Source organism: Xanthomonas cannabis pv. cannabis, assembly GCF_000802365.1.
Taxonomy (GTDB): Bacteria; Pseudomonadota; Gammaproteobacteria; order Xanthomonadales; family Xanthomonadaceae; genus Xanthomonas; species Xanthomonas cannabis.
The window spans coordinates 45,938-65,683 of record NZ_JSZE01000014.1 but is presented as its reverse complement, the minus strand read 5'-3'; the positions used below and the strand labels follow the sequence as shown (position 1 = coordinate 65,683).

Sequence of the window (19,746 nt, the reverse complement as noted above, 5' to 3'; positions counted from 1 at the left end):
CGACGCGTTCCACAGCGCCGGCCGCAACAACGTCACCAGGCGCCCCTCATCCGCCCCTACGGGGCACCTTCTCCCGCGCGCGGGAGAAGGAAGACTTGCAGTCTTTGATCGACCAACAGCAAGCCCCTCTCCCGCCGGGAGAGGGGTTGGGGTGAGGGTACGGGCGAAGCCACTTGGTGCCTCATCTCCGAAGCGCCTGGCGATGCATTCGACATCGCGGGCCGCAACGACGTCACGAGGCGCCCCTCATCCGCCCCTAGGGGGCACCTTCTCCCGCGCGCGGGAGAAGGAAGACTCGCAAACTTTGATCGACTGGCAGCAAGCCCCTCTCCCGACCGGAGAAGGATCGATCACTCGATCGGCTGATCCAGCATCAGCTCGCGTGCGAAGCGTACCGGTGGCGCGCCGTAGGACAGCATCTTGTCGTGATAGGCCTTCAGGTTGAAGCTCTCGCCCAGCTTGTCCTGCACCGCCTTGCGCGTATCCAGATGCTCCTGCACACCGACAAAGTAGGTCGGCAGCTGTGCGGACGACAACTGCGCGCGCACCCACTTGCCCGACGCTTCGCTTTCCTGCTGGAAGGTGTCGTGGGTCATCAGGTGCATCGCCTTGTCGCGATCCCAGCCGTCCACATGCACGCCCTGGTCGAGGATGGCATTGGCAATGGTGCGCAGGTAGAACTTGAGCTGCACCAGGTGGAACAGCGGGTCGTTATCCAGATAGCCCTGTTCCTGCATCATGCGCTCGGTGTACACCGCCCAGCCCTCGGCGAACATGCCCGAACGCAGCACCGCACGCAGCGTGGAGGGGAACTTGGCCGAATGCCAGCCTTCCAGGTAATGGCCCGGCGTGCCCTCGTGGATGCTGAGCAGGTGGATCATGCGGGTGTTGTACTCGCGCAGGAACGAATCGACCTGCTTGTCGTTCCAGTCGTCGGGAATCGGCGACACCGCATAGAACGTCTTCAGATTCTTGTCCAGCGGGCCGGGCGAATCGCAATACGCCACTGCCACGCCACGCTGGAATTCCGGCATGAGGATGATGTCCACCGGCGAATCGGGCAGCGTCATCAAATCCTTCTGGCGCACGAACTCGGTGGATTGCGCCAGTGCGGCCTTGGCGGCGTCCACCACCTTGTCGCGCGCGGGCTTGTCGGCATAGGCCAGTTCCAGCGCGGCCTCGATCGCGGCCTGCTGCTGGTCGTCATTGGGCGAGTCGGGCAGCTTGGGAGCGCCGGGCTTGTCCTTGAGCACGGTGCGCGCAATGCCGTACATCTCGCCGCGCACGCGCTTGAGTTCGGACTCGGCGCGTTGCTTGATCTCGGCACGCGACAGCGACGACAACAGCGCAAATTTCAGCTTCTGGTCGTATTTTTCCGCACCGACGCGGAAGTCGCCCTTGGCGTTGGGCACCAGCACGGTGTCCAGCCAGGTCTGCTGCTCGGCCACCGCCTTGCGCAGGTTGTCGATGGCCGCCTGCGCGCGCGCCGCCTCGATCGGGCCAAGCTGGCTGATGTTGGGCGCGATGAAGGTATCGACGATGCTGAGGATGCCCTTGTTCTGCTTGGCCACCGTCTCGGCATGGATCTTCGGCACGCGCGCCGGGTCCAGGTTCTCGCGCGACCGCGCAAAGATGCTGGGAATCTTTTCCATGCGCTGGGTGGCCGCGGCAAGGCGTTCGGGCAGCGGCGCGAACTCGCGCGCCATCAGGCCGTACAGCGCGCTGCCGGCCAGGCCGTTATAGACCTGCGGGTCCCAGGCCCAGCTTTGCAGCACCTCGGTATTCCAGATTTCCGACTGCAGCTGGTTGCGCAGGATCGCCGCATCCACCTGGTTTTCGCGCGAGAGCTTGGCCACGTCGATGGCATCCAGCTCGCCCAGCAGCTTCTTGCCGGCGTCCAGGCTGCGCTGGCGTCCTGCTGTGCTGAGGTCGTCGATCTGGGTGTCGAAGCGGTGGTCGCCGGTCTGGGTGGCGGTCACCGGCGACAGCTGCATCCAGGTGTCCAGCGCCTGTTTGGACAACGCCGCAAAGCGCGCATCCGGGGCCTGTGCGTCCTGGGCGGGAGCTGCGGTGGTGCCGGCTTGCGGCGATTCGGGCTGCTGCTGGCAGGCGCTCAGGCCGGCGATCAGGGCGAGGACAAGCAGGCGTTGACGCATCGTGGATCCTGGTGGAAGCAAACCGCCAGCATAGGCAACTGTGCGGTTGTCCGCATCCGCCATTGGTTTAGAGTGGCGATCGCATCTACACCGCCCACCCGCCAGGCGGGCGCGGCCGCGGTGCATCCAGCCGAGCTGGCGCTCGCCAGGCGGCAGCGCCTTCGCCAGGCACTACGCCCGATCGTTGCCACGTTGCGGTGGCGCTTCCAAGGAGGAATACCCATGCACTACGCCGGTAGCTGTCATTGCGGACGCATCGCGTTCGATCTGGAGACCGAGACGCCGATCACCGAGGTCTACGACTGCAATTGCTCGTTCTGCCGCCGCCGCGGTGGGCTGCTCTGGTTTGGCGCGCGTACCCAACTGCACTTGCAGGCGGCCCCGGATGCGCTGGGCAGCTATCGCTTCAATCGGCAGCATATCGAGCATCATCATTGCCCGCAGTGCGGCATCGCTCCCTTCAGCGAGGGTACGGACCCGAAGACCGGCGAAGCTGGCGTCGCGGTCAACGTGCGCTGCCTGCCCGGGCTGGATCTTGCCGGCCTGCGCGTCCACATGGTCGACGGGGCCAGCCGATGAGCCGCCGCCTGCGCAGGTATGCCATCGCGTTGCTGGTTGGCTGGGGGCTGAGCGGTTGTGCGCGTCCACCTGCAGAGATGGGCGCAGATGGCGGCGCCCCGGCCCCGGCGCCGCCCGCCGCGCAGGGCAACGCGCTGGCGTACGAACACGATGTCCGTATCGAGCTGCCGGCCGATCAGATCGATCAACGCATCGCGGCGGTGCGCACCGCCTGCCAGAACGCGCAGTTCGGCAGCTGCGCGCTGCTGGCGGTGGAGCAGGAGGGCGGGCGCGATGCCAGCGGCAGCGTGCGCGTCCGGGTGGTGCCCGACGGGATCGAGCCGCTGGTGCAACTGGCCGGCCAACACGGCGAGGTGGCAGCCCGCAGCACGCGTGCCGAAGACCTGGCGCAGCAGATCGCCGATACCGGCCTGGCCCAGGCGCGGCTGCAGAAGGAACACGCCCGCCTGCTGGAATTGCAGCAACGCCGCGATCTGTCGGTGACCGATCTGCTCGCGTTGTCCAAACGACTGGCAGAAATCGAGGCCGAAGCGCAGCAGACCCAGCAGGACGCCGCGCAGCAGCAACGCCGCATCCGCACGCAATTGCTGACGCTCACCTTCCGCAGCACCGGTAGCGAGCAGGGCAGGGGCGAGATTGCCGAGGCCGCGGCAGGGTTTGGCCAGGTGTTTTCGTCGAGTGTCGCGTTCGTGATCCGCGCAGTGGCGGCGCTGCTGCCGGTCGTGCTGCTGGCGGCCATCGCCGGCTGGCTGCTGTTGCAGGCGTGGCGCTGGCGCGCGCGGCGGCGCCGGATGTCCTGACCTATAGGGGGCCGGGCGGCGGTGCCGCCCCGGCTGGCGTCGTGCAGCGTTGGTGCTGCGCAGATGAAGTGGCCGCCTGGGGTGTGGTGGCGGCCGGTAGCACGCCGATCGGCATGCCGACCTCAAGACTTCACGACAGGTCGACTACACGTACCGTCGGGTGCGGCAGTGCAGACCTGCCGGTGCGGCTCAGCCTTCGTCGAGCTCGTATTCGACAAACACATCCAGCTGCAGCGCAAGTTCCTGCACGGCATCGCGCACCTTTTGCGCGGTGGCCTCGTTGCCGGCTTCCACCTCGAACTCGTGGCTGCCCGGACCTTCATCGTCGGACAAGCCGGCCGAGCTGGAATCGTCGTCGTCCAGATGCGGCATCAGGTCGTCGACTTCTTCCACGTGCTCGATGCCTTCAATGCTCTGCAGCAGGTTGGCAATGGCACGCGCGTCGTCGTCGGTGCCGGTGATACGCATGCGAAGCGTGGGCATGGGACAGCTTCCTTGGGTTGGGGACCCAAAGACTAGGCAGCGAAGAGACAAAATCAGGTGATGGCGCCGATGCCACGCTCGACTCCTTACCACCCACGTCGCTGATCGGCGTATCTCCGCATCGGGAGCGCTGTGCACGTCGGCGGGGAGCGGCCAATGCGATGCAGTGTGTGCGGTGGAACGCGCACGCTCACGTGGGCGGGAGCGGGCCGGGTGCACGCATGGCAGGCGTGGCCAGACGTGCAACGCCTGCCATCGACCTGCGCAGCGAGTCGCGGCGGTGTCACCGTGTGCTCATGAAGATGGGGGACGTCACCCAGCGCAGTGCGTAGAGATGTGACAGCGCTGGCGTGCCGGTGCGTCAGATCCGCTGCAACGTAGCTGCGTCACCGTTGCCCGAGGCGATCATCGCCGTGCACCTGGCCTTTCGGGCGTCCGGCGCGCCGGCAACGCGACCAGCTCTGCCGGCAGCGCCGGCATCGGGGTGCGTTCGTCCAGTGCTTCGCGCTTGAGCCAGTCGATGAACAGTGCCGCCGCCGGGCTGGGTTCGCGGTGGCTGGGGTGCACGATGTAGTACGCGTAGCGCGCCTTGAGCGTGGGGCCCGGCAGGCGCACCAGTTCGTAGCGCTGCAGGTAGGGCTGGGCGATATGCTTGCGTGCCAGCACCGCGCCCAGGCCGTACACCGCCGCGCGCATGGCGTCGGTGCTGTCGTTGAAGGTGTGCATGGGCGGCAGCGTGGTGCCGCGCACCTGTGCGGCGCGAAACCAGTCGCGCCAGCCCTGTGGCGACATGTCGCTCAGCAGCGGCAACTGCGCGATCTGTGCCGGCGTGCGCAGCGCGGCCACTTCCGGCAACGACGGCGAAGCCACCGGAAACAGTTCGTCATCCATCAGGTGATGCGAGGTCAACCCGGGCCAGGCGCCTTGTCCGTAGCGTATGCCCAGCTCGGGGCCGCCTTCTTCGAAACGCGAGAACGCCGGGTCCGATTGCAGGTCGAGCCGGACATGCGGATGCGCGCGACAGAAGCGCGGCAGCCGCGGCAACAACCAGCAGTACGACAGCGAGCGCAGCGTGGTCACGCGCAGCGGGATGGCGTCGTCGCGCGGATGCAGGTTGCCGGCCACCGCGGCGATCTCGGCCAGTGCGGCGGTGGCGGCATCGGCCAGCTGGCGGCCTTCGGCAGTGAGCTTGACGCCGCGCGGCAGGCGCTGGAACAGGGTCGCGCCGAGCAATGCTTCCAGCTTGCGCACATGGTGGCTGACCGCACTGGCGGTGAGGTGCAGTTCTTCGGCGGCGTGCGCGAAATTCTGGTGGCGGGCGGCAGCGGCAAAGACGCCCAGCGCAGGCAACAGGGTCGGACGCAGGTTCATCGAGGCATGAGTCAGATTTGTGGCTGACCCCGATACTACGCGCTTGTCGCGCCTGCGGCCGCAGCCGATGCTGCGTCATCCCATCGCGATGATCGTGCCATGTCCACCTGCCTGCCGGATGTCGTTGCCTGCCGTTTCAGCACATTGCGGCGCGTCGCAGGAGCCTGCCCATGAGCGCACACCTATCGACGCAGCCGCAGCTGGCGGCACGCGAATGGCGTACGCCGCTGGAGCTGGGGTTCCTCGGCATCGTCTGGGGCTGCTCGTTCCTGTTCATGCGCGTGGCCGCACCCAGGTTCGGCACCGTGGCGCTGGTGGAGATCCGCCTGGCATTGGGCGCATTGGTGTTGCTGCCGTTCCTGTGGCTGGCACGCGAGCGCTTCCCGCTGCGGCGCTGGCCGATGCTGGCGGCCATCGGCGTATTGAATTCCGCGTTGCCGTTTCTGCTGTTCGCCTGGGGCGCACAACACGCCCCGGCGGCCGTCGGGGCGATCTGCAATGCGATGACGGTGTTGTTCACCGCATTGATCGCGTTTTTGTTCTTCGGCGAAAAGATCGGCACGCGGCGCGCATTGGCCTTGCTGGTGGGCTTCATCGGCGTGCTGGTGCTGGCCACCGGCAAATCGGCGGGGCTGAGCGTGGGGCCGGCAGCACTGGCGGGCGCCACTGCCTCGTTGCTGTACGGCATCGGCTACAACCTGGTGAAGCGGCACATGGGCGACCTGCCGCCGGCGGCATCGGCGGCGTCCACGCTGGGTTGCAGTGCGCTGCTGCTGGCACCGCTGGCGTGGTGGCAGTGGCCGACCACGCCGGTGCCGGCAGTGGCCTGGGCCTGCGCCACCGCGCTGGGCGTGGTCTGCACCGGGCTGGCGTTCCTGATGTACTACCGCCTGATCCAGCGCATCGGCCCGGCACGCGCGTCCACCGTGACCTATCTGGTGCCGGTGTTCGGTGCATTGCTGGCATGGTCGCTGCTGGGCGAACCGCTGACCTGGACCATGCTGGTCGCCGCAGTGCTGATCCTCGGCAGCGTCGCCTTCAGCCAGCGCGCCCGCTAAAACAAGCGCGCCCGCTTTTACGAATCCCCAATCCCGAATCCCCAATCCCGAACTAGCCGGCAGGCGGCGCCCGTACCGGCAACGGCACATTGCACAGATCGATATGCCCGGCCGGGCGCTTGTAGAAAGCGTCCTTGCGATTGCGGCGGGCTTCGGCCACCTCACGGAAGGTCTGGCTGTCGGTGCGCAGCACCTGCAAGGGCGTACGTTCGGGCACCGGCACTTCGCTGGCCAGACGCATCGCGCGGATCGGCGAGCGCTGGGCGGGGTCTTCGTAAAAGCCCATCGGGTCCGGGCCACGCGGGATCACGCTCAGCAATTCCATGCCTTTGACCACGCGGCCAACCACAGTGATATTGCGGTCGAGCTGGCGCGGCGACTGCCCGGTGACCACGTAGAGTTCGGCGCCGATGCTGCTGTCGTCGTCGTTGTTGCGACCTGCACCCAGGGTGCCATAGCAGTGCGCCAGCCAGGTCTTGCCGTTGGCGCCGTCGCGGCCGACCGGAAAGCCATCGACGAAGCCGACCTGCGGCGCCCAGCCGTCGCTATCGGGCAGACGCTGGAAGTCCAGGCCCTGCGAGGTGCGCTCGAATTCGGCCGGCAGATGCGTTTTGGCCGATCCCAGCGACTTGGCCTTGCCCGGCGTCTCGCCGTCAGGGTCGCCGAACTGCACCACGAAATTATCCTGCGAGCGGTAGATGGTGAGCCCGTCCCAGAAACGTTCGTGGGCCAGCGTGCGGATGTTGCCGACATGCTCGGGCGCAAATTGTGGCGCCAGTTCGATGATGACCCTGCCGGTATCCAACTCCAGATAGAGCGTGCGCTCCGGGTCGAGGACGCGCCACGCGTTGGCCGGTGAGCTGTCCAAGATCTGCTGCGGGCTGCGATAGGCCGCCTCGGCAGCAGCGGGCAGTGCGAGTGCGACGAGGCAGGCAGACGCCAGGCAGGCAGAAGCAACGGTGCGCAGCAGCATGAAGGCAACCAGCAGGGGAGATGGCTGATTCTTGACCAATGCGCGCAAGGACGCAAAGCGCCGGTGCGCAGACGGCAACGCCGGCGCGATGCGCCGGCGTCGTGTCACGCGTGCAGCGGGCAGGTTACGGGTTGCGCACGTGCGGGCTGGTGTGATGCGCAGCTGCGCCATGGTTGTTGCGGAACAACGGCACCAGCTGCCAGAGCGCGGAGATGCCGACCAGCGTGTAGACCACACGTGACAGCAGCGCATCCTGTCCACCGAACAGCGCCGCCACCAGATCGAACTGGAACAGGCCGACCAGGCCCCAGTTCAATCCACCGACGATAAGAAGCACCAGGGTGATGATGTTGATCGCTTTCATGCAGGCATTCCATGTGGGTTGGGAGGCCCCAGGGTCCGCATGCGGCAGCGAGTGTGTCGTGAGCATGGTCGCCGCGTGGCGCCGCGTGCAGACATTACGCTCACATCCGGGCACCCGGCGCGCGGCCTTGGCGCGGCTGAAACATCGATCACCGGCGCTGGCATGCAACGGCAGCGCGCCGTCACCGCGCGGGTTTGCGCCTGACGTAGAGCTGCTTGCGAACGCGTGCCACCACCTCTCCATCGCGGTTGTGCACTTCGTTCTCGAACCAGCGCAGATGCTTGCCGCCACCGGCAGTGGCTTCACGCAGCTCGGCCAGTACCTGGTCGTCGATCACGAAGTCCGCACTGACCGTTCCGCGCCCGGGTTTGATGAAATCGATGCTGCCGGCCTTGTCCCAGACGTAATAGTCGCGGCCCAGGTTCTGCATCACCAGCAGCATCCAGAACGGGTCGGTCATGGCGAACAGGCTGCCGCCGAAATGGGTGCCGACGTAGTTGCGATTCCACGGACGCTGCCGCAGTTCCACCCGCGCAAAACGGTAGTCGGCCGACAACACGGTGACGTGGATACCTGAAAACAGATACGGCGGCCACAGGTTGACGCCGAGTTTGAACAGGGAGGCGCGCATGCGGGCCGGAATCCATGGCGGGGCGGGTGCCCAGCATAACATTCGCATACGTATGGATGGGGCTTGGCCCGCACCTCGGCCTGCCCGCCGGTGTTCGTAGGAGCGGACTTGGCCGCGACGAGGTATGACCGCTGGTCGCCAATCGAGAGCTTCCCCGGTAAGGCTGCGTCGCGGCCAGGTCCGCTCCTACATGTCCATCTGGCGCCGCAGTGCCATCGGCTGTCAGAACACCAGCGCCGACATCTTGCGGCGATACCGGCCGACCAGGTCTTCGTCCTCGATCACACGGAATGCATCGATCAGGCTGCGGCGCGGCAGGTTGTCCTCGAAGCTACGGTCCTGGCGCAGCATTTCCAGGAACTGTTCCAGCGCTGCCTCGTCGTTGCCGTCGAGCAGGTGGCGCACGCCGAGCAGGTGGCGGGCGCGCAGGTCGGCGCCATTGGCGGCCACGCTGGCCTGCAAGGTGTCGGCATCGGGGGCGTCCTTGAGCACATTGGCAAAGCCCAGCCGGGCCTTGGCGCGCACCGCGCGGTCGTCGGTGGCCAGGTTGGCGGGCAGGGCGTCGATCAACTGCTCGGCCTCGGCGGTGTCGCCGGTCTTCAGCAGCGCCAGCGCCAGGTCCAGCTTGAGCTCGTCCTTGTCCGGCTCGGCGGCGATGGCCTCACGCAGGGCCGCTGCCTGCGCCTGCGGGTCGAGCGGGGTGGGAGCCACTTCTTCGACCACCTGCGCCTCGGCCGGCAGCACGCCATGCTGGGTCAGGAATTCGCGCACCTGGCCTTCCGGCATCGCGCCGGGGAAGCCGTCCACGATCTCGCCGCCCTTGACCAGGAACACCGTCGGCACCGAGCGGATCTGGAACGCCGCCGCGACCTGCTGTTCCTTGTCCACATCGACCTTGGCCAGCTCGAAGGCGCCGTGGTAGTCGGCGGCCAGCTTTTCCAGGATCGGCGTCAGTGTCTTGCAGGGCCCGCACCAGGTGGCCCAGAAGTCCACCAGCACCGGTGTCGTCAACGATTTCTGCAGGACCTCGGTCTCGAAGGTGTCGGTGGTGACATCGAATACATGCGGTTTGTCGGACATGGGCTTCCTGAAAGTAGTGACGGCAACAGTGGAGGGTAATGGTGGCAAACCCGGCCGACACAAGTCCGGCGCGGCTGCCAGGCCCAAGGGGTTCACGCCGCGCCCGCCCGGCACGACAATGCCGCGTCCTGGTGGCGCGCATGCGCCCCGCACCGGAGCACCACAATGGCAAGTACCGACAGCGCACAGCGCTACCTGGGCCTGATCGCGGCCACCGTCTTCGTGCTGGCGGTGGCCGGGTTTGGCGCCACGCTGCCCGGCTATCTGCAGGCCAGCCACCCGGTCGCGCTGCTGGGCGCGGCCGGCGTGCCGCACGCGCTGGGCTTCAACCTGCTGGCCTTCGTGCTCGTCGGCGTGCTGGGCATGGTGACGGGGGTCAGCCTGCTGGCGCGCATGCCGCCCAAGGCCGGCTGGAGCCTGCGCGTGGGTGGGCAACTGATCGTGCTGGCGGGGCTGGCCTTCGTCGGCATGGGCATGCTGCCGCTGGACCCCACCGACCTGGACGGCCGCGCCAGCCAGGCGCATGCCACAGCGTGGCTGTTGTGGGCGGTGGCCTTCGTGCCGGCCATGCTGTTGATCGCCGCGGCGCTGCTCAACGGGGCCGACACCCGTGGCCTGGCCTGGCTCAGCCTGGTGGCCGGGCTGCTGGTGGCGGTGCTGGCGTTCGGCCCGCCCGGCCTGCTGCGGCAGGCGATTGCCCAGCGGCTGGCGTTCCTGGCCTGGGTCGGCTGGCTGGCATTGGCCGCCTGGAGTTGGCCGGCCAAGTCGCCCGTGCTGCGGTAACGGTTTGGAGCACCTGCTGCACTGCGGTACCCTGTACCGCTTTGCACCGCCCGAGCATCCGCTCCCAATGTCCACCGTCGAACCGAACGCCTACGACCCCCAGCAGGTCGAATCTTCCGCCCAGCAGTTCTGGGATGCCACCCGCGCCTTCCAGGTCGACGAGAACTCGGACAAACCGAAGTTCTATTGCCTGTCGATGCTGCCGTACCCGTCCGGTGCGCTGCACATGGGCCATGTGCGCAATTACACCATCTCCGATGTGGTGAGCCGCTACAAGCGCATGACCGGCCACAACGTGATGCAGCCGATGGGCTGGGATGCGTTCGGATTGCCGGCGGAAAACGCGGCGATCAAGAACAAGACCGCGCCGGCCAAGTGGACCTACGCCAACATCGACCACATGCGCGGGCAGCTCAAATCGCTGGGCTATGCGATCGACTGGTCGCGCGAGTTCGCCACCTGCACGCCCGAGTACTACGTGCACGAGCAGCGCATGTTCACCCGGCTGATGCGCAAGGGCCTGGCCTATCGCCGCAACGCGGTGGTGAACTGGGACCCGATCGATCAGACCGTGCTGGCCAACGAGCAGGTCATCGACGGCCGCGGCTGGCGCTCCGGCGCGCTGGTGGAAAAACGCGAGATCCCGCAGTGGTTCCTGCGCATCACCGACTATGCGCAGGAACTGCTCGACGGCCTGGACCAGCTGGACGGCTGGCCGGATTCGGTCAAGACCATGCAGCGCAACTGGATCGGCCGCTCGGAAGGGCTGGAGATCCAGTTCGACGTGCGCGACACCGACGGTGCACCGCTGGACCCGCTGCGCGTGTTCACCACCCGCCCGGACACGCTGATGGGCGTGACCTTCGTGTCGATCGCCGCCGAGCATCCGCTGGCGTTGCATGCGGCCAAATCCAATCCGGAGCTGGCCGCGCTGCTGGAAACGCTCAAGCACGGCGGCGTCTCCGAAGCCGAGCTGGAAACCCAGGAAAAACGCGGCATGCCCACCGGCCTGACCGCGGTGCATCCGATCAGCGGCGAGCAGGTGCCGGTGTGGGTGGCCAACTTCGTGCTGATGGGCTACGGCACCGGCGCGGTGATGGCGGTGCCCGGCCACGACCAGCGCGATTTCGAGTTCGCCAACAAGTACAAGCTGCCGATCGTGCAGGTGGTCAAGCTGCGCGAGCCGCGCAACGACGACGAGCACAGCTGGGACGCCAGCCAGTGGCGCGACTGGTACACCGACAAGAGCCGCCCGCTGGAGCTGATCAATTCGGCCGAGTTCGACGGCCTGGATTTCGGCGGCGCCTTCGAGGCACTGGCCGAGCGTTTCGAGCGCAAGGGCCAGGGCCAGCGCCGGGTCAATTACCGCCTGCGCGACTGGGGCGTGAGCCGCCAGCGCTATTGGGGCTGCCCGATCCCGGTGATCTATTGCGCCAAGTGCGGCGCGGTACCGGTGCCGGAAGACCAGTTGCCGGTGGTGCTGCCGGAGAACGTGGAATTTGCCGGCACCGGTTCGCCGATCAAGACCGACCCGACCTGGCGCCAGACCACCTGCCCGGACTGCGGCGGCCCGGCCGAGCGCGAGACCGACACCTTCGACACCTTCATGGAGTCGAGCTGGTACGTGGCGCGTTACACCAGCCCCAACGCACGCGACATGGTCGATCGCCGCGCCAACTACTGGATGCCGGCCGACCTGTACGTGGGCGGCATCGAGCACGCGATCCTGCACCTGATGTACTTCCGCTTCTATCACAAGCTCATGCGCGACGCGCGGCTGGTGGACAGCGACGAGCCGGTGACCAATCTGCTCACCCAGGGCATGGTGATCGCCGACACCTTCTATCGCGATGCCGATAACGGCGGCAAGGACTGGATCAATCCGGCCGACGTCGAGATCCAGCGCGATGAGCGCGGCCGCGTCACCGGCGCGGTGCTGATCGCCGACGGCCAGCCGGTGCACATCGGCGGTACCGAGAAGATGTCCAAGTCCAAGAACAACGGCGTGGACCCGCAGTCGATGGTGGCCAAGTACGGCGCCGACACGGTGCGGCTGTTCTCGATGTTCGCCGCCCCGCCGGAGCAGTCGCTGGAGTGGAACGAGGCCGGCGTCGATGGCATGGCGCGCTTCATGCGCCGGCTGTGGGTGCAGGTGCACAAGCATGTGGGCGAGGGCGCTGCCGTTGCACTGGACGCCGCCGCGCTGAGCGCCGAGCAGAAGGCGATCCGCCGCAAGACCCACGAAACCATCGGCAAGGTCAGCGACGACTATGGCCGCCGCCACAGCTTCAACACCGCGATCGCCGCGGTGATGGAACTGTCCAACGCGCTGGCCAAGTTCGACGATGCCAGTGCGCAGGGCCGGGCGGTGCGCCAGGAAGCCCTGGAAGCGATGGTGCTGCTGCTCAACCCGATCACCCCGCACGCCAGCCACACGCTGTGGCAGGTGCTGGGCCACGGCGAGACGCTGCTGGAAGACGTGGCGTTCCCGCAGGCCGATGCCGGCGCGCTGGTGCGCGATGCGCTGACCCTGGCGGTGCAGATCAATGGCAAGCTGCGCGGCACCATCGAGGTGGCCGCCGATGTCGGACGCGAGCAGATCGAAGCGCTGGCCCAGGCCGAGCCGAACGCGGCCAAGTTCCTGGAAGGGCTGAGCGTGCGCAAGATCATCATCGTGCCCGGCAAGATCGTGAATATCGTGGCGGGCTGATCGTTGCCGATCGCCGGTCCGGGCAGTGTCGCGGACCGGCGTGGCGACGCGCAGGTGAGATTGCCGCAGTGGCGTGTGGTCATTCATTTCACCGGCGCGTGGCGACGCGTTTGTCATTCCCGGGCGCCGCGTTTTTCGCGGCGCCCTCTCAAGCCCCGTTCACGCGGTGTCGGGCAGGCTAGCCGCCTGTTGCCGCCGCCGGGGCGCTCATCCAGACTGTGCCCATGATTCGATTTCCTACTGCCTTCGCTGCGTCCCTCGTGCTGGTCTCCAGCCTCACCGCCTGCGGCTTCCATTTGCGCAATTCGCTTGCGTTGCCGCCCGACACCCCGGCAGTGAAGGTGCAGTCCGCAGTGCAGTACAGCGAACTGGCCAAGTTGCTGCGGCGCGGCCTCAAGGCGGCTGGCGCCACCCTGGCCGATGAAGATGCCAAGACCGGCTTTGCGCAGGTGCAGGTGCTGTCCGAGCGTTGGGGCGACCTGCCGATCGCCATCGACAGTCAGGGCCGTGCCCAGGAATACAGCCTGCGCTATGCTGCCATCTTCACCGTTACTACGGCCAACGGCTCGGTGCTGGTGCCGCAGCAGGTGATCGAGCTGTCGCGCGACTACGTGTCGCCACCGGTGGATGCCACCGGCACCGCCACCGAGCGCGAGATCCTGGCCGACGAACTGCGCAAGGACATGTCCGCATCGATCCTGCGTCGCATCGACAGCGTGGTGCGTGCGCGTATCCAGCGCGGCGAAAGTCTGGAGAGCACCCCGACCGCGCCGCTGCCGCAGGCCACCACGCCGCCGGTGCAGCCGTCCACGCCCGAGTCGAGCGTGCCGGCGTCGCTGCCACCGGCGCCGACCTCGAACAACTGAGCGCGTGGGTATCGATACGACGACGCAGTGGCCAGGCAGGCACCGCCGACTGGCGCCGGCTCGCGCGCTGGCGGCGGCGCGACTGCTGACTCCGCGGGCCATGACGCGCCAGCGGCGCCTGGTCGCTGCCAGTCTGCACGCGCGGTCCTAGCCCATGGAACTTCGCCCAGAACAGCTCGCCGGCCAGTCCAGCCAGCCCTTGCAGCCGGCCTATCTGATCGCCGGCCCGGAAACCCTGCGTGTGCTCGAAGCCGCCGACGCCATTCGTGCGCGCGCGCGCGCCGAAGGCATTGGCGAGCGCGAGGTGTTCGATGCCGACGGTCGTGATTTCGACTGGAACCAGCTGGATGCCAGCTTCAACGCGCCTAGCCTGTTCAGCCCGCGCCGTCTGGTCGAGGTGCGCCTGCCCAGCGGCAAGCCCGGCAAGGACGGCGCCGAGGTCATCACCCGTTTTTGCGCCAATCCGCCGCCGGACGTGGTGCTGCTGATCACCGCCAACGACTGGAGCAAGGCGCACCAGGGCAAGTGGGCCGAGGCCGTGGGCCGCATCGGCACCATTGCGGTGGCCTGGGCGATCAAGCCGCACGAATTGTCCGACTGGATCGAGCGCCGCCTGCGTGCACACGGCCTGCGTGCCGACGCGGCCGCCGTGCAGCGGCTGAGCGAGCGGGTGGAAGGCAATCTGCTGGCCGCCGCGCAGGAAATCGACAAGCTCGCCCTGCTGGCCGACGGCAAGATACTGGATCTGGAGGCGATGGAATCGCTGGTGGCCGATGCCGCGCGTTACGACGTGTTCCGCCTGGCCGAAACCACCTTCTCCGGCCAGCCGGTTGCGGTAGTCCGCATGCTGGCCGGGTTGCGCGCCGAAGGCGAGGCAGTGGCCGCGCTGATGCCGATCCTGATCAAGGAACTGTTGCGCACCGCCGCGCTGGCCAAGGTGCAGGCCAACGGCGGCAACCTGGCCGCTGAAATGAAGTCGCAAGGCATCTGGGAAGCGCGCCAGGCCCCGTTCAAGCGCGCGCTGCAGCGCCACCCCGAACCGCGCCGCTGGGAGCGTTTTGTCGCCGAGGCCGGCCTGGTCGACCGCATGGCCAAGGGGCGCGCCGACGGCGATGCCTGGGTCGGCCTGGAACGCCTGCTGGTGGCGGTCGCCGAAGCGCGTGCGGTGAGATTGCTGGCGTGAAGGCCGGGAGAGCCGGGACCCGGGACCCGGGACCCGGGTCCCGGCTCCACCTCTACTACGGCGGCACCTTCGACCCGATCCACCTGGGCCATCTCGCGATCGCCTGTGCGGCGCGCGACGAGCTGCAGACGCGCGTGCAGCTGATCCCGGCGGCCGATCCACCGCACCGCCCGGCGCCCGGCGCCACCGCCGCGCAGCGCGCGCACATGCTGGAGCTGGCGCTTGCCGATCGCCCGGGGCTGCTGCTGGATACCCGCGAACTGCAGCGCGCCGCGCATAGCGGTGCGCCGTCCTACACCGTGGACACCTTGCGCGACCTACGTGCCGAACTTGGCCCCGGCGCGCCGATCGCCTGGCTGCTCGGCGCCGATGCCTTTGTCGGGCTTGAGCATTGGCACGAGTGGGAGGCCTTGTTCGGGCTGGCGCACCTCGTGGTGGCCGCACGTCCGGGCACCGCGCTGGAGCTGGCCGAAGCGCCGCAGCTGGCTGCGGCGGTGCAGGGCCGCTGGGTCGCCAGCGCCGACGACCTAGTCACTGCGCCGGCGGGTCGCCTGTATCTGCTGCATCAACCGTTGCGCGGCGAATCGGCCAGCGCCGTGCGCTCGCGTATTGCTGCGGGCGGCGCCTGGCAGGCGCTGGTGCCGCCGCCGGTGGCCGGAGTGATCCAGCGCGAGGGCCTGTATGGCAGCGCCCGGCCGGCTAGCTGAACACGCGTCCGCCCGGACCGGCCTATAATTCACGCCAATTCCATCGAGTCGCCGCTTTGACCAGCCAAGCCCAAGTCATCAAGACCTCCCTTCCGAATCCGCCGCCGTCGGTGCCGGCCCTGTTGGCCACCGTGCGCGAAGCCGTGGAGGAACTGAAAGCCAAGGACGTGGTCGAGATCGATGTGCGCGGCAAGTCCAGCGTCTGCGATTACATGGTGATCGCCTCCGGCACCTCGACCCGCCACGTCAAATCGATCGCCGACGAAGTGGTCAAGTTCGCCAAGCGTCTGGACGTGATGCCGCTGGGTGTGGAAGGCGAGCGCGAAGCCGAGTGGGTGCTGGTCGACCTGGGCGATGTGGTGGTGCATGTGATGCTGCCGCGCGTGCGCGAGTTCTACGCACTGGAACGTCTGTGGACCGTGGGCGATCAACGCCCGTCCGACGAAGACGAGTCCGGCGCAGTCGAAGACTGACAACGCCCGGCATGCCGAAAAAAGCCCGCGTATCGCCGGCTTTGCCCGATTCGCAGGCATTACGGCAACTGCGCGGCCAGCCAGCGCGGGCGGGCGGTGCGCCGCTATCGCCGGCGCGCAAACGCTTTGACCGGCTGCTGCACGATCTGCAGGGCCACCGGTCCCGATTGCAGGCCTGGCAGGTGGCGCTCGCCCAGTGGCGCGAGCGCTATCACGGCGAACTGCAGCCCTTGTTGGACCTCCGCCGCGAGGCCGACGTTGCCCTGGTCGAACAACTCGACCGCGCGTCTGTCGCCATCAAGTTGGGCAAGGCCGAACGGCAATTCCTGTCCGAGCTGTTGTGCGATATCGCCGGCCCGTTGATCGAGGCCGGGCACGAGGCGCTGCGGCCGATTTACGATCGCCATAGCGCGGTGAGCTATGCGCAGGAAGTGTCCGAATCCGACGCGTTGATGAAGCAGATTCTTGGCGACGCCTACGGGCTGGATGCCGACGAACTGGATGGCATCGATTCGCCCGAGGAGCTCTACGAACGCGTCAGCGAGCGCTTGCAGCAGGAACACGCGCAGCAACAGCAACGCGAGACGCAACGTCGCACGCGCGCCGAAAAGAAAGCGGTGGCCGGCAATGCCGAACCGCCTCCGCTGCGCGAGCTATACCGCAAGCTGGCCGGCAATCTGCACCCCGACCGCGCCAAGGACAGCGACGATCACGCATCGCGCACCATCCTGATGCAGCGGCTCAATGCCGCCTACAAGGCCGGCGATCTGCTGGGCCTGCTCGAACTGCAGGCAGAAATCGGCCTGCTGGATGCGCAAGGCGTGGACGCAATGAGCCCGGCACGCTTGCAGGACTACAACCGCGAACTGGATCGGCAGTGCAAGGCGTTGCAACAGCAGGTCGCGCAGCAGGCGACGCAGTTCTGCCAGGAGTACGGACTGGAGCTGCCATCGCGTCCCAAGCCTGAGCGGCTGTCCCGGTTGATGGCGCAACTCAAGCGCGATGTCGAAGAGGATCTGTGGGATGCCCAGCAGAGCCTGCGCGAGCTCGCCGACCCGTCGGCGTTCAAGCGCTGGCTCAAGCTGCAGCGCGCCATGGCGGGCATGCCCGACGCGCCCTGGTTCTGACGGGCGCGCATTCGCCAACCAGCGGAAGTCGGCCGATCCCGCAGCTCACCTGAGCGATGCCGGACGCAACACCTTGTCCGCCCGGCATCGCTGGTTTTGCAACACGCTCATGAATACGCGTATAGCAGCCATCGCAAGGCGGCTGGGCAACGCCAACCGCCGACAGCCGCTTTCCGCCAATGACCGGCAAATCATGGCCGGACATTCACGACCGGCCATGATCGCGCGGGTCCACCGCGACGTTTACAACGGGCCGCGTTCCCACGGCCCGGTGATCGCCAGGGTGATGCCCGGGGTCTGGATATTGACGAACAAGGTGCGCGCCAACGGGTCCCAGCACGCACCGCAGAACTCGGTGTCGCGGTAGTCGCCTTCGGCAATGGTCTTGCCGGCATCGGCGATCTGCTGCGAGGTCAGCTGCACGTTGTTCTTGGCCAGATAAAACGATTCGCCGTTGCGGGTCAGGCCCAACAAGCGTGCGCCAGGGCCGTATTCGTCCGGGCTTTCGCCGCCGTCTTCGCACAGCACCACGCCGCCGCGCGCGCTGACCGTCACGTTGTCCGGGTTATGTGCGGCCAGCTGGTTGCCGCTGACGAATAGTGCGCTCAGGCGCTGGGTAAACAGGTCCAGCACCCACACCGCGCCATTGCCGTAACCGCGGCGTCCCTGCGCATCCACACCGGTGCTGGTGTCCACGATGAACAGCTTGCCGTAGCTGTACCAGATGCCCTCGCCGCGGCTCATGCGCAGCGCGCCATCGGCCCAGGCCTGCGCGAACGGCCCGCTCAAGGTGTCGTTGGCGCCGATGTCGGCAAAGCCGGCCGGTGCGGCGATGCTGTCCAGATCGGGCTCGGCGATATCCACCCACTCCAGCTGGAACTGCTGGCCGATGCTGGCCACGGTCAGGTCGGCATTGCGACGCCCGCGCACGCGTGCGGCCTGCAGCCGGCCGCCGTTTTCCAGCGAACCGTTGCGGCCGCGCCGGTCGTTTGGAATGAAGCGGTACAGCCCGGCCTTGTTGCGGTCGTCCTCGGTGAGATAGACGATGCCGGTGCGCGGATCGATCGCCACTGCCTCGTGGCTGAAGCGGCCCAGCCCGACCAGCGGGCGACCAGTGGTGCGCTGGCTGTCCGGGTCCACTTCGAACACGTAGCCGTGCTTGCGGCCGGTGCTGGATACTGCGTTGGTCTTGATCTCCTCGCAGCTCAGCCAGGTGCCCCACGGGGTCGGGCCGCCGGCGCAGTTGACCAGGGTGCCGCCCAGGCTGGGCTCCAGGCTGCCCCAGCCGCGGCGGCCGTAACTCAGCGTGGTGGTGCCGCCGCCGGCCAGTTGGGTGCCGCTGACGATGCCGGTGTCGTACATCGCCGGTGCGCGGAACGGCGTGGTCGCACCGCGTTCGTGGTTGCGGATCAATACGTATTCCAGGCCGCGCAACGGGTCGCTGCCCGGACGCCAGTCGGGCCGACGCAGGCCGACCACGGCCATGCCGTCATGGCGGTCGGGGCAGGGCTGGCCATCGTCCATGCGGTCGCCGCTCCAGCCGAACGAGCGGTAGCTGAAACCGCGCGGCAGCTGCAGCAGCGGCAGTCCGGTGCTCTGGTCGGCGACCGGTGCGAGCGGGCCATACCGGCTGGGCACCGGGGCAAGTTGCAGCGGCGGCGAGGAACTGTTGGCGGCCTGGGCCTGGCGCGACTGCAGCGCACTCAAACTGCCAAGCGCACCCGCGGCCATCACGGCAGCGCTGCCCTTGAGCACCTGGCGGCGGGCGGGATCGAAAATCGGCATCGAACGACTCCTGCGGGCTGGGTAGTGCGCCGACCCTAGAAGCCCGCTGTAACCGCACCATGACACCGCTGTGATCGACCCGGTTCCGATGCCCAGGCTGTGACGCGGATATCATGTGGTCATGAAATGCCGACTTATCGCTACCGGCGAGCGCGCACCGGCCTGGGTGGCGCAGGGCTTTGCCGAATATCAGAAACGTCTCTCGCACTGGATGCCGCTGGAGCTGGTCGAGATCGAACCCGGCCTGCGTGGCAAGGGCCGCGATGCACAACGCGCCATCGACGACGAAGGCCGCCGCGTGCTCGCCGCACTGCCCAAGAACGCCTACGTGGTTGCGCTGGACATCCCGGGCCGCCCGCTCAGTTCGGAACAGCTGGCCCAGCGCATGGAACACTGGCGCGGGCAGGGCCGCGATCTGGCGTTTCTGATCGGCGGCCCCGAAGGTCATGCCGCCGAGGTGCTGAAATCCGCCAGCGAAAGCTGGTCGATTGGCCCGCTGACCCTGCCGCACATGCTGGTGCGCCTGATCGTCGCCGAGCAGCTGTACCGCGCTGCAGCGATGCTGGCCAACCATCCGTATCACCGCGCCTAAGCGGCATGCGCGAGGGCAGTATGCC

The 19,746-nt window shown here is 67.5% G+C and carries 19 protein-coding genes; 11 read left to right on the top strand and 8 right to left on the bottom strand.

What is annotated here, in order from left to right; genetic code table 11:
* Window positions 1-350: 350 nt before the first annotated feature.
* Window positions 351-2,156, bottom strand: coding sequence for a DUF885 domain-containing protein (locus OZ10_RS03540; RefSeq protein ID WP_039412554.1), 1,806 nt, complete (start codon window positions 2,154-2,156; stop codon window positions 351-353).
* Between the two features lie 222 nt (window positions 2,157-2,378).
* Between OZ10_RS03540 and OZ10_RS03535 the strand changes: the two genes are divergently transcribed.
* Both OZ10_RS03535 and OZ10_RS03530 read left to right on the top strand, forming a co-directional pair.
* Window positions 2,379-2,735, top strand: a complete 357-nt coding sequence (locus tag OZ10_RS03535; protein ID WP_039412556.1) for a GFA family protein — start codon at window positions 2,379-2,381, stop codon at window positions 2,733-2,735.
* The gene (locus tag OZ10_RS03530) at window positions 2,732-3,535 is read left to right on the top strand and encodes a DUF4349 domain-containing protein (protein ID WP_039412558.1); all 804 of its coding nucleotides are present in this window, start codon (window positions 2,732-2,734) and stop codon (window positions 3,533-3,535) included. The genes OZ10_RS03535 and OZ10_RS03530 overlap by 4 nt, the downstream gene beginning before the upstream one ends.
* 189 nt (window positions 3,536-3,724) lie before the next feature.
* On the opposite strand, the gene OZ10_RS03525 is transcribed toward OZ10_RS03530, so the two are convergent.
* Both OZ10_RS03525 and OZ10_RS03520 read right to left on the bottom strand, forming a co-directional pair.
* The gene (locus tag OZ10_RS03525; RefSeq protein WP_039412560.1) at window positions 3,725-4,018 is read right to left on the bottom strand and encodes a hypothetical protein; all 294 of its coding nucleotides are present in this window, start codon (window positions 4,016-4,018) and stop codon (window positions 3,725-3,727) included.
* Between the two features lie 405 nt (window positions 4,019-4,423).
* The gene (locus OZ10_RS03520; protein ID WP_039563967.1) at window positions 4,424-5,389 is read right to left on the bottom strand and encodes a LysR substrate-binding domain-containing protein; all 966 of its coding nucleotides are present in this window, start codon (window positions 5,387-5,389) and stop codon (window positions 4,424-4,426) included.
* 170 nt (window positions 5,390-5,559) lie between these two features.
* Between OZ10_RS03520 and OZ10_RS03515 the strand changes: the two genes are divergently transcribed.
* The gene (locus tag OZ10_RS03515) at window positions 5,560-6,447 is read left to right on the top strand and encodes a DMT family transporter (RefSeq protein ID WP_039412564.1); all 888 of its coding nucleotides are present in this window, start codon (window positions 5,560-5,562) and stop codon (window positions 6,445-6,447) included.
* Between the two features lie 52 nt (window positions 6,448-6,499).
* Here the strand turns inward: OZ10_RS03515 and OZ10_RS03510 are convergent, their stop codons facing one another.
* The 4 genes from OZ10_RS03510 to trxA form a co-directional block, all read right to left on the bottom strand.
* A complete protein-coding gene (locus OZ10_RS03510) occupies window positions 6,500-7,420 on the bottom strand; it encodes a peptidylprolyl isomerase (RefSeq protein ID WP_039563969.1) in 921 nt (306 codons plus the stop codon).
* Window positions 7,421-7,544: 124 nt separating this feature from the next.
* Window positions 7,545-7,784 carry a DUF378 domain-containing protein gene (locus OZ10_RS03505; protein WP_039412568.1) on the bottom strand — a complete coding sequence of 80 codons (240 nt, stop codon included), beginning with the start codon at window positions 7,782-7,784 and terminating at the stop codon, window positions 7,545-7,547.
* Between the two features lie 181 nt (window positions 7,785-7,965).
* Window positions 7,966-8,415: a DUF4442 domain-containing protein gene (locus OZ10_RS03500; protein WP_039412570.1), complete on the bottom strand. Its 450-nt coding sequence runs from the start codon at window positions 8,413-8,415 to the stop codon at window positions 7,966-7,968.
* Between the two features lie 222 nt (window positions 8,416-8,637).
* Window positions 8,638-9,495 (bottom strand): thioredoxin, encoded by an 858-nt coding sequence (trxA, locus tag OZ10_RS03495; protein WP_039563966.1) that lies wholly within the window; start codon window positions 9,493-9,495, stop codon window positions 8,638-8,640.
* Window positions 9,496-9,660: 165 nt separating this feature from the next.
* Here trxA and OZ10_RS03490 point away from each other — a divergent pair, with 165 nt between their 5' ends.
* From OZ10_RS03490 to OZ10_RS03460, 7 genes are all read left to right on the top strand, one after another.
* Window positions 9,661-10,278 (top strand): DUF998 domain-containing protein, encoded by a 618-nt coding sequence (locus OZ10_RS03490; protein WP_039412574.1) that lies wholly within the window; start codon window positions 9,661-9,663, stop codon window positions 10,276-10,278.
* 67 nt (window positions 10,279-10,345) lie between these two features.
* Window positions 10,346-12,988 carry a leucine--tRNA ligase gene (leuS, locus tag OZ10_RS03485; RefSeq protein WP_039563968.1) on the top strand — a complete coding sequence of 881 codons (2,643 nt, stop codon included), beginning with the start codon at window positions 10,346-10,348 and terminating at the stop codon, window positions 12,986-12,988.
* Between the two features lie 224 nt (window positions 12,989-13,212).
* Complete coding sequence (locus OZ10_RS03480; protein WP_039563965.1) at window positions 13,213-13,854, top strand: LPS-assembly lipoprotein LptE; 642 nt, start codon at window positions 13,213-13,215, stop codon at window positions 13,852-13,854.
* Window positions 13,855-14,008: 154 nt separating this feature from the next.
* Window positions 14,009-15,037 (top strand): DNA polymerase III subunit delta, encoded by a 1,029-nt coding sequence (gene holA, locus OZ10_RS03475; protein ID WP_039412577.1) that lies wholly within the window; start codon window positions 14,009-14,011, stop codon window positions 15,035-15,037.
* Window positions 15,025-15,744 carry a nicotinate-nucleotide adenylyltransferase gene (gene nadD / locus OZ10_RS03470; protein WP_425511559.1) on the top strand — a complete coding sequence of 240 codons (720 nt, stop codon included), beginning with the start codon at window positions 15,025-15,027 and terminating at the stop codon, window positions 15,742-15,744. Before holA ends, nadD begins: the two co-directional genes overlap by 13 nt.
* A gap of 56 nt (window positions 15,745-15,800) precedes the next feature.
* On the top strand, window positions 15,801-16,217 hold the full coding sequence (rsfS, locus tag OZ10_RS03465; RefSeq protein ID WP_039412581.1) for a ribosome silencing factor: 417 nt from the start codon (window positions 15,801-15,803) through the stop codon (window positions 16,215-16,217).
* An 11-nt stretch (window positions 16,218-16,228) separates the two neighbouring features.
* Complete coding sequence (locus OZ10_RS03460; RefSeq protein ID WP_039412583.1) at window positions 16,229-17,344, top strand: J domain-containing protein; 1,116 nt, start codon at window positions 16,229-16,231, stop codon at window positions 17,342-17,344.
* Window positions 17,345-17,587: 243 nt separating this feature from the next.
* On the opposite strand, the gene OZ10_RS03455 is transcribed toward OZ10_RS03460, so the two are convergent.
* Window positions 17,588-19,129, bottom strand: coding sequence for an alkaline phosphatase PhoX (locus OZ10_RS03455; RefSeq protein WP_039563964.1), 1,542 nt, complete (start codon window positions 19,127-19,129; stop codon window positions 17,588-17,590).
* Window positions 19,130-19,250: 121 nt separating this feature from the next.
* Here OZ10_RS03455 and rlmH point away from each other — a divergent pair, with 121 nt between their 5' ends.
* Complete coding sequence (gene rlmH / locus OZ10_RS03450) at window positions 19,251-19,721, top strand: 23S rRNA (pseudouridine(1915)-N(3))-methyltransferase RlmH (protein ID WP_039563963.1); 471 nt, start codon at window positions 19,251-19,253, stop codon at window positions 19,719-19,721.
* Window positions 19,722-19,746: the final 25 nt, after the last annotated feature.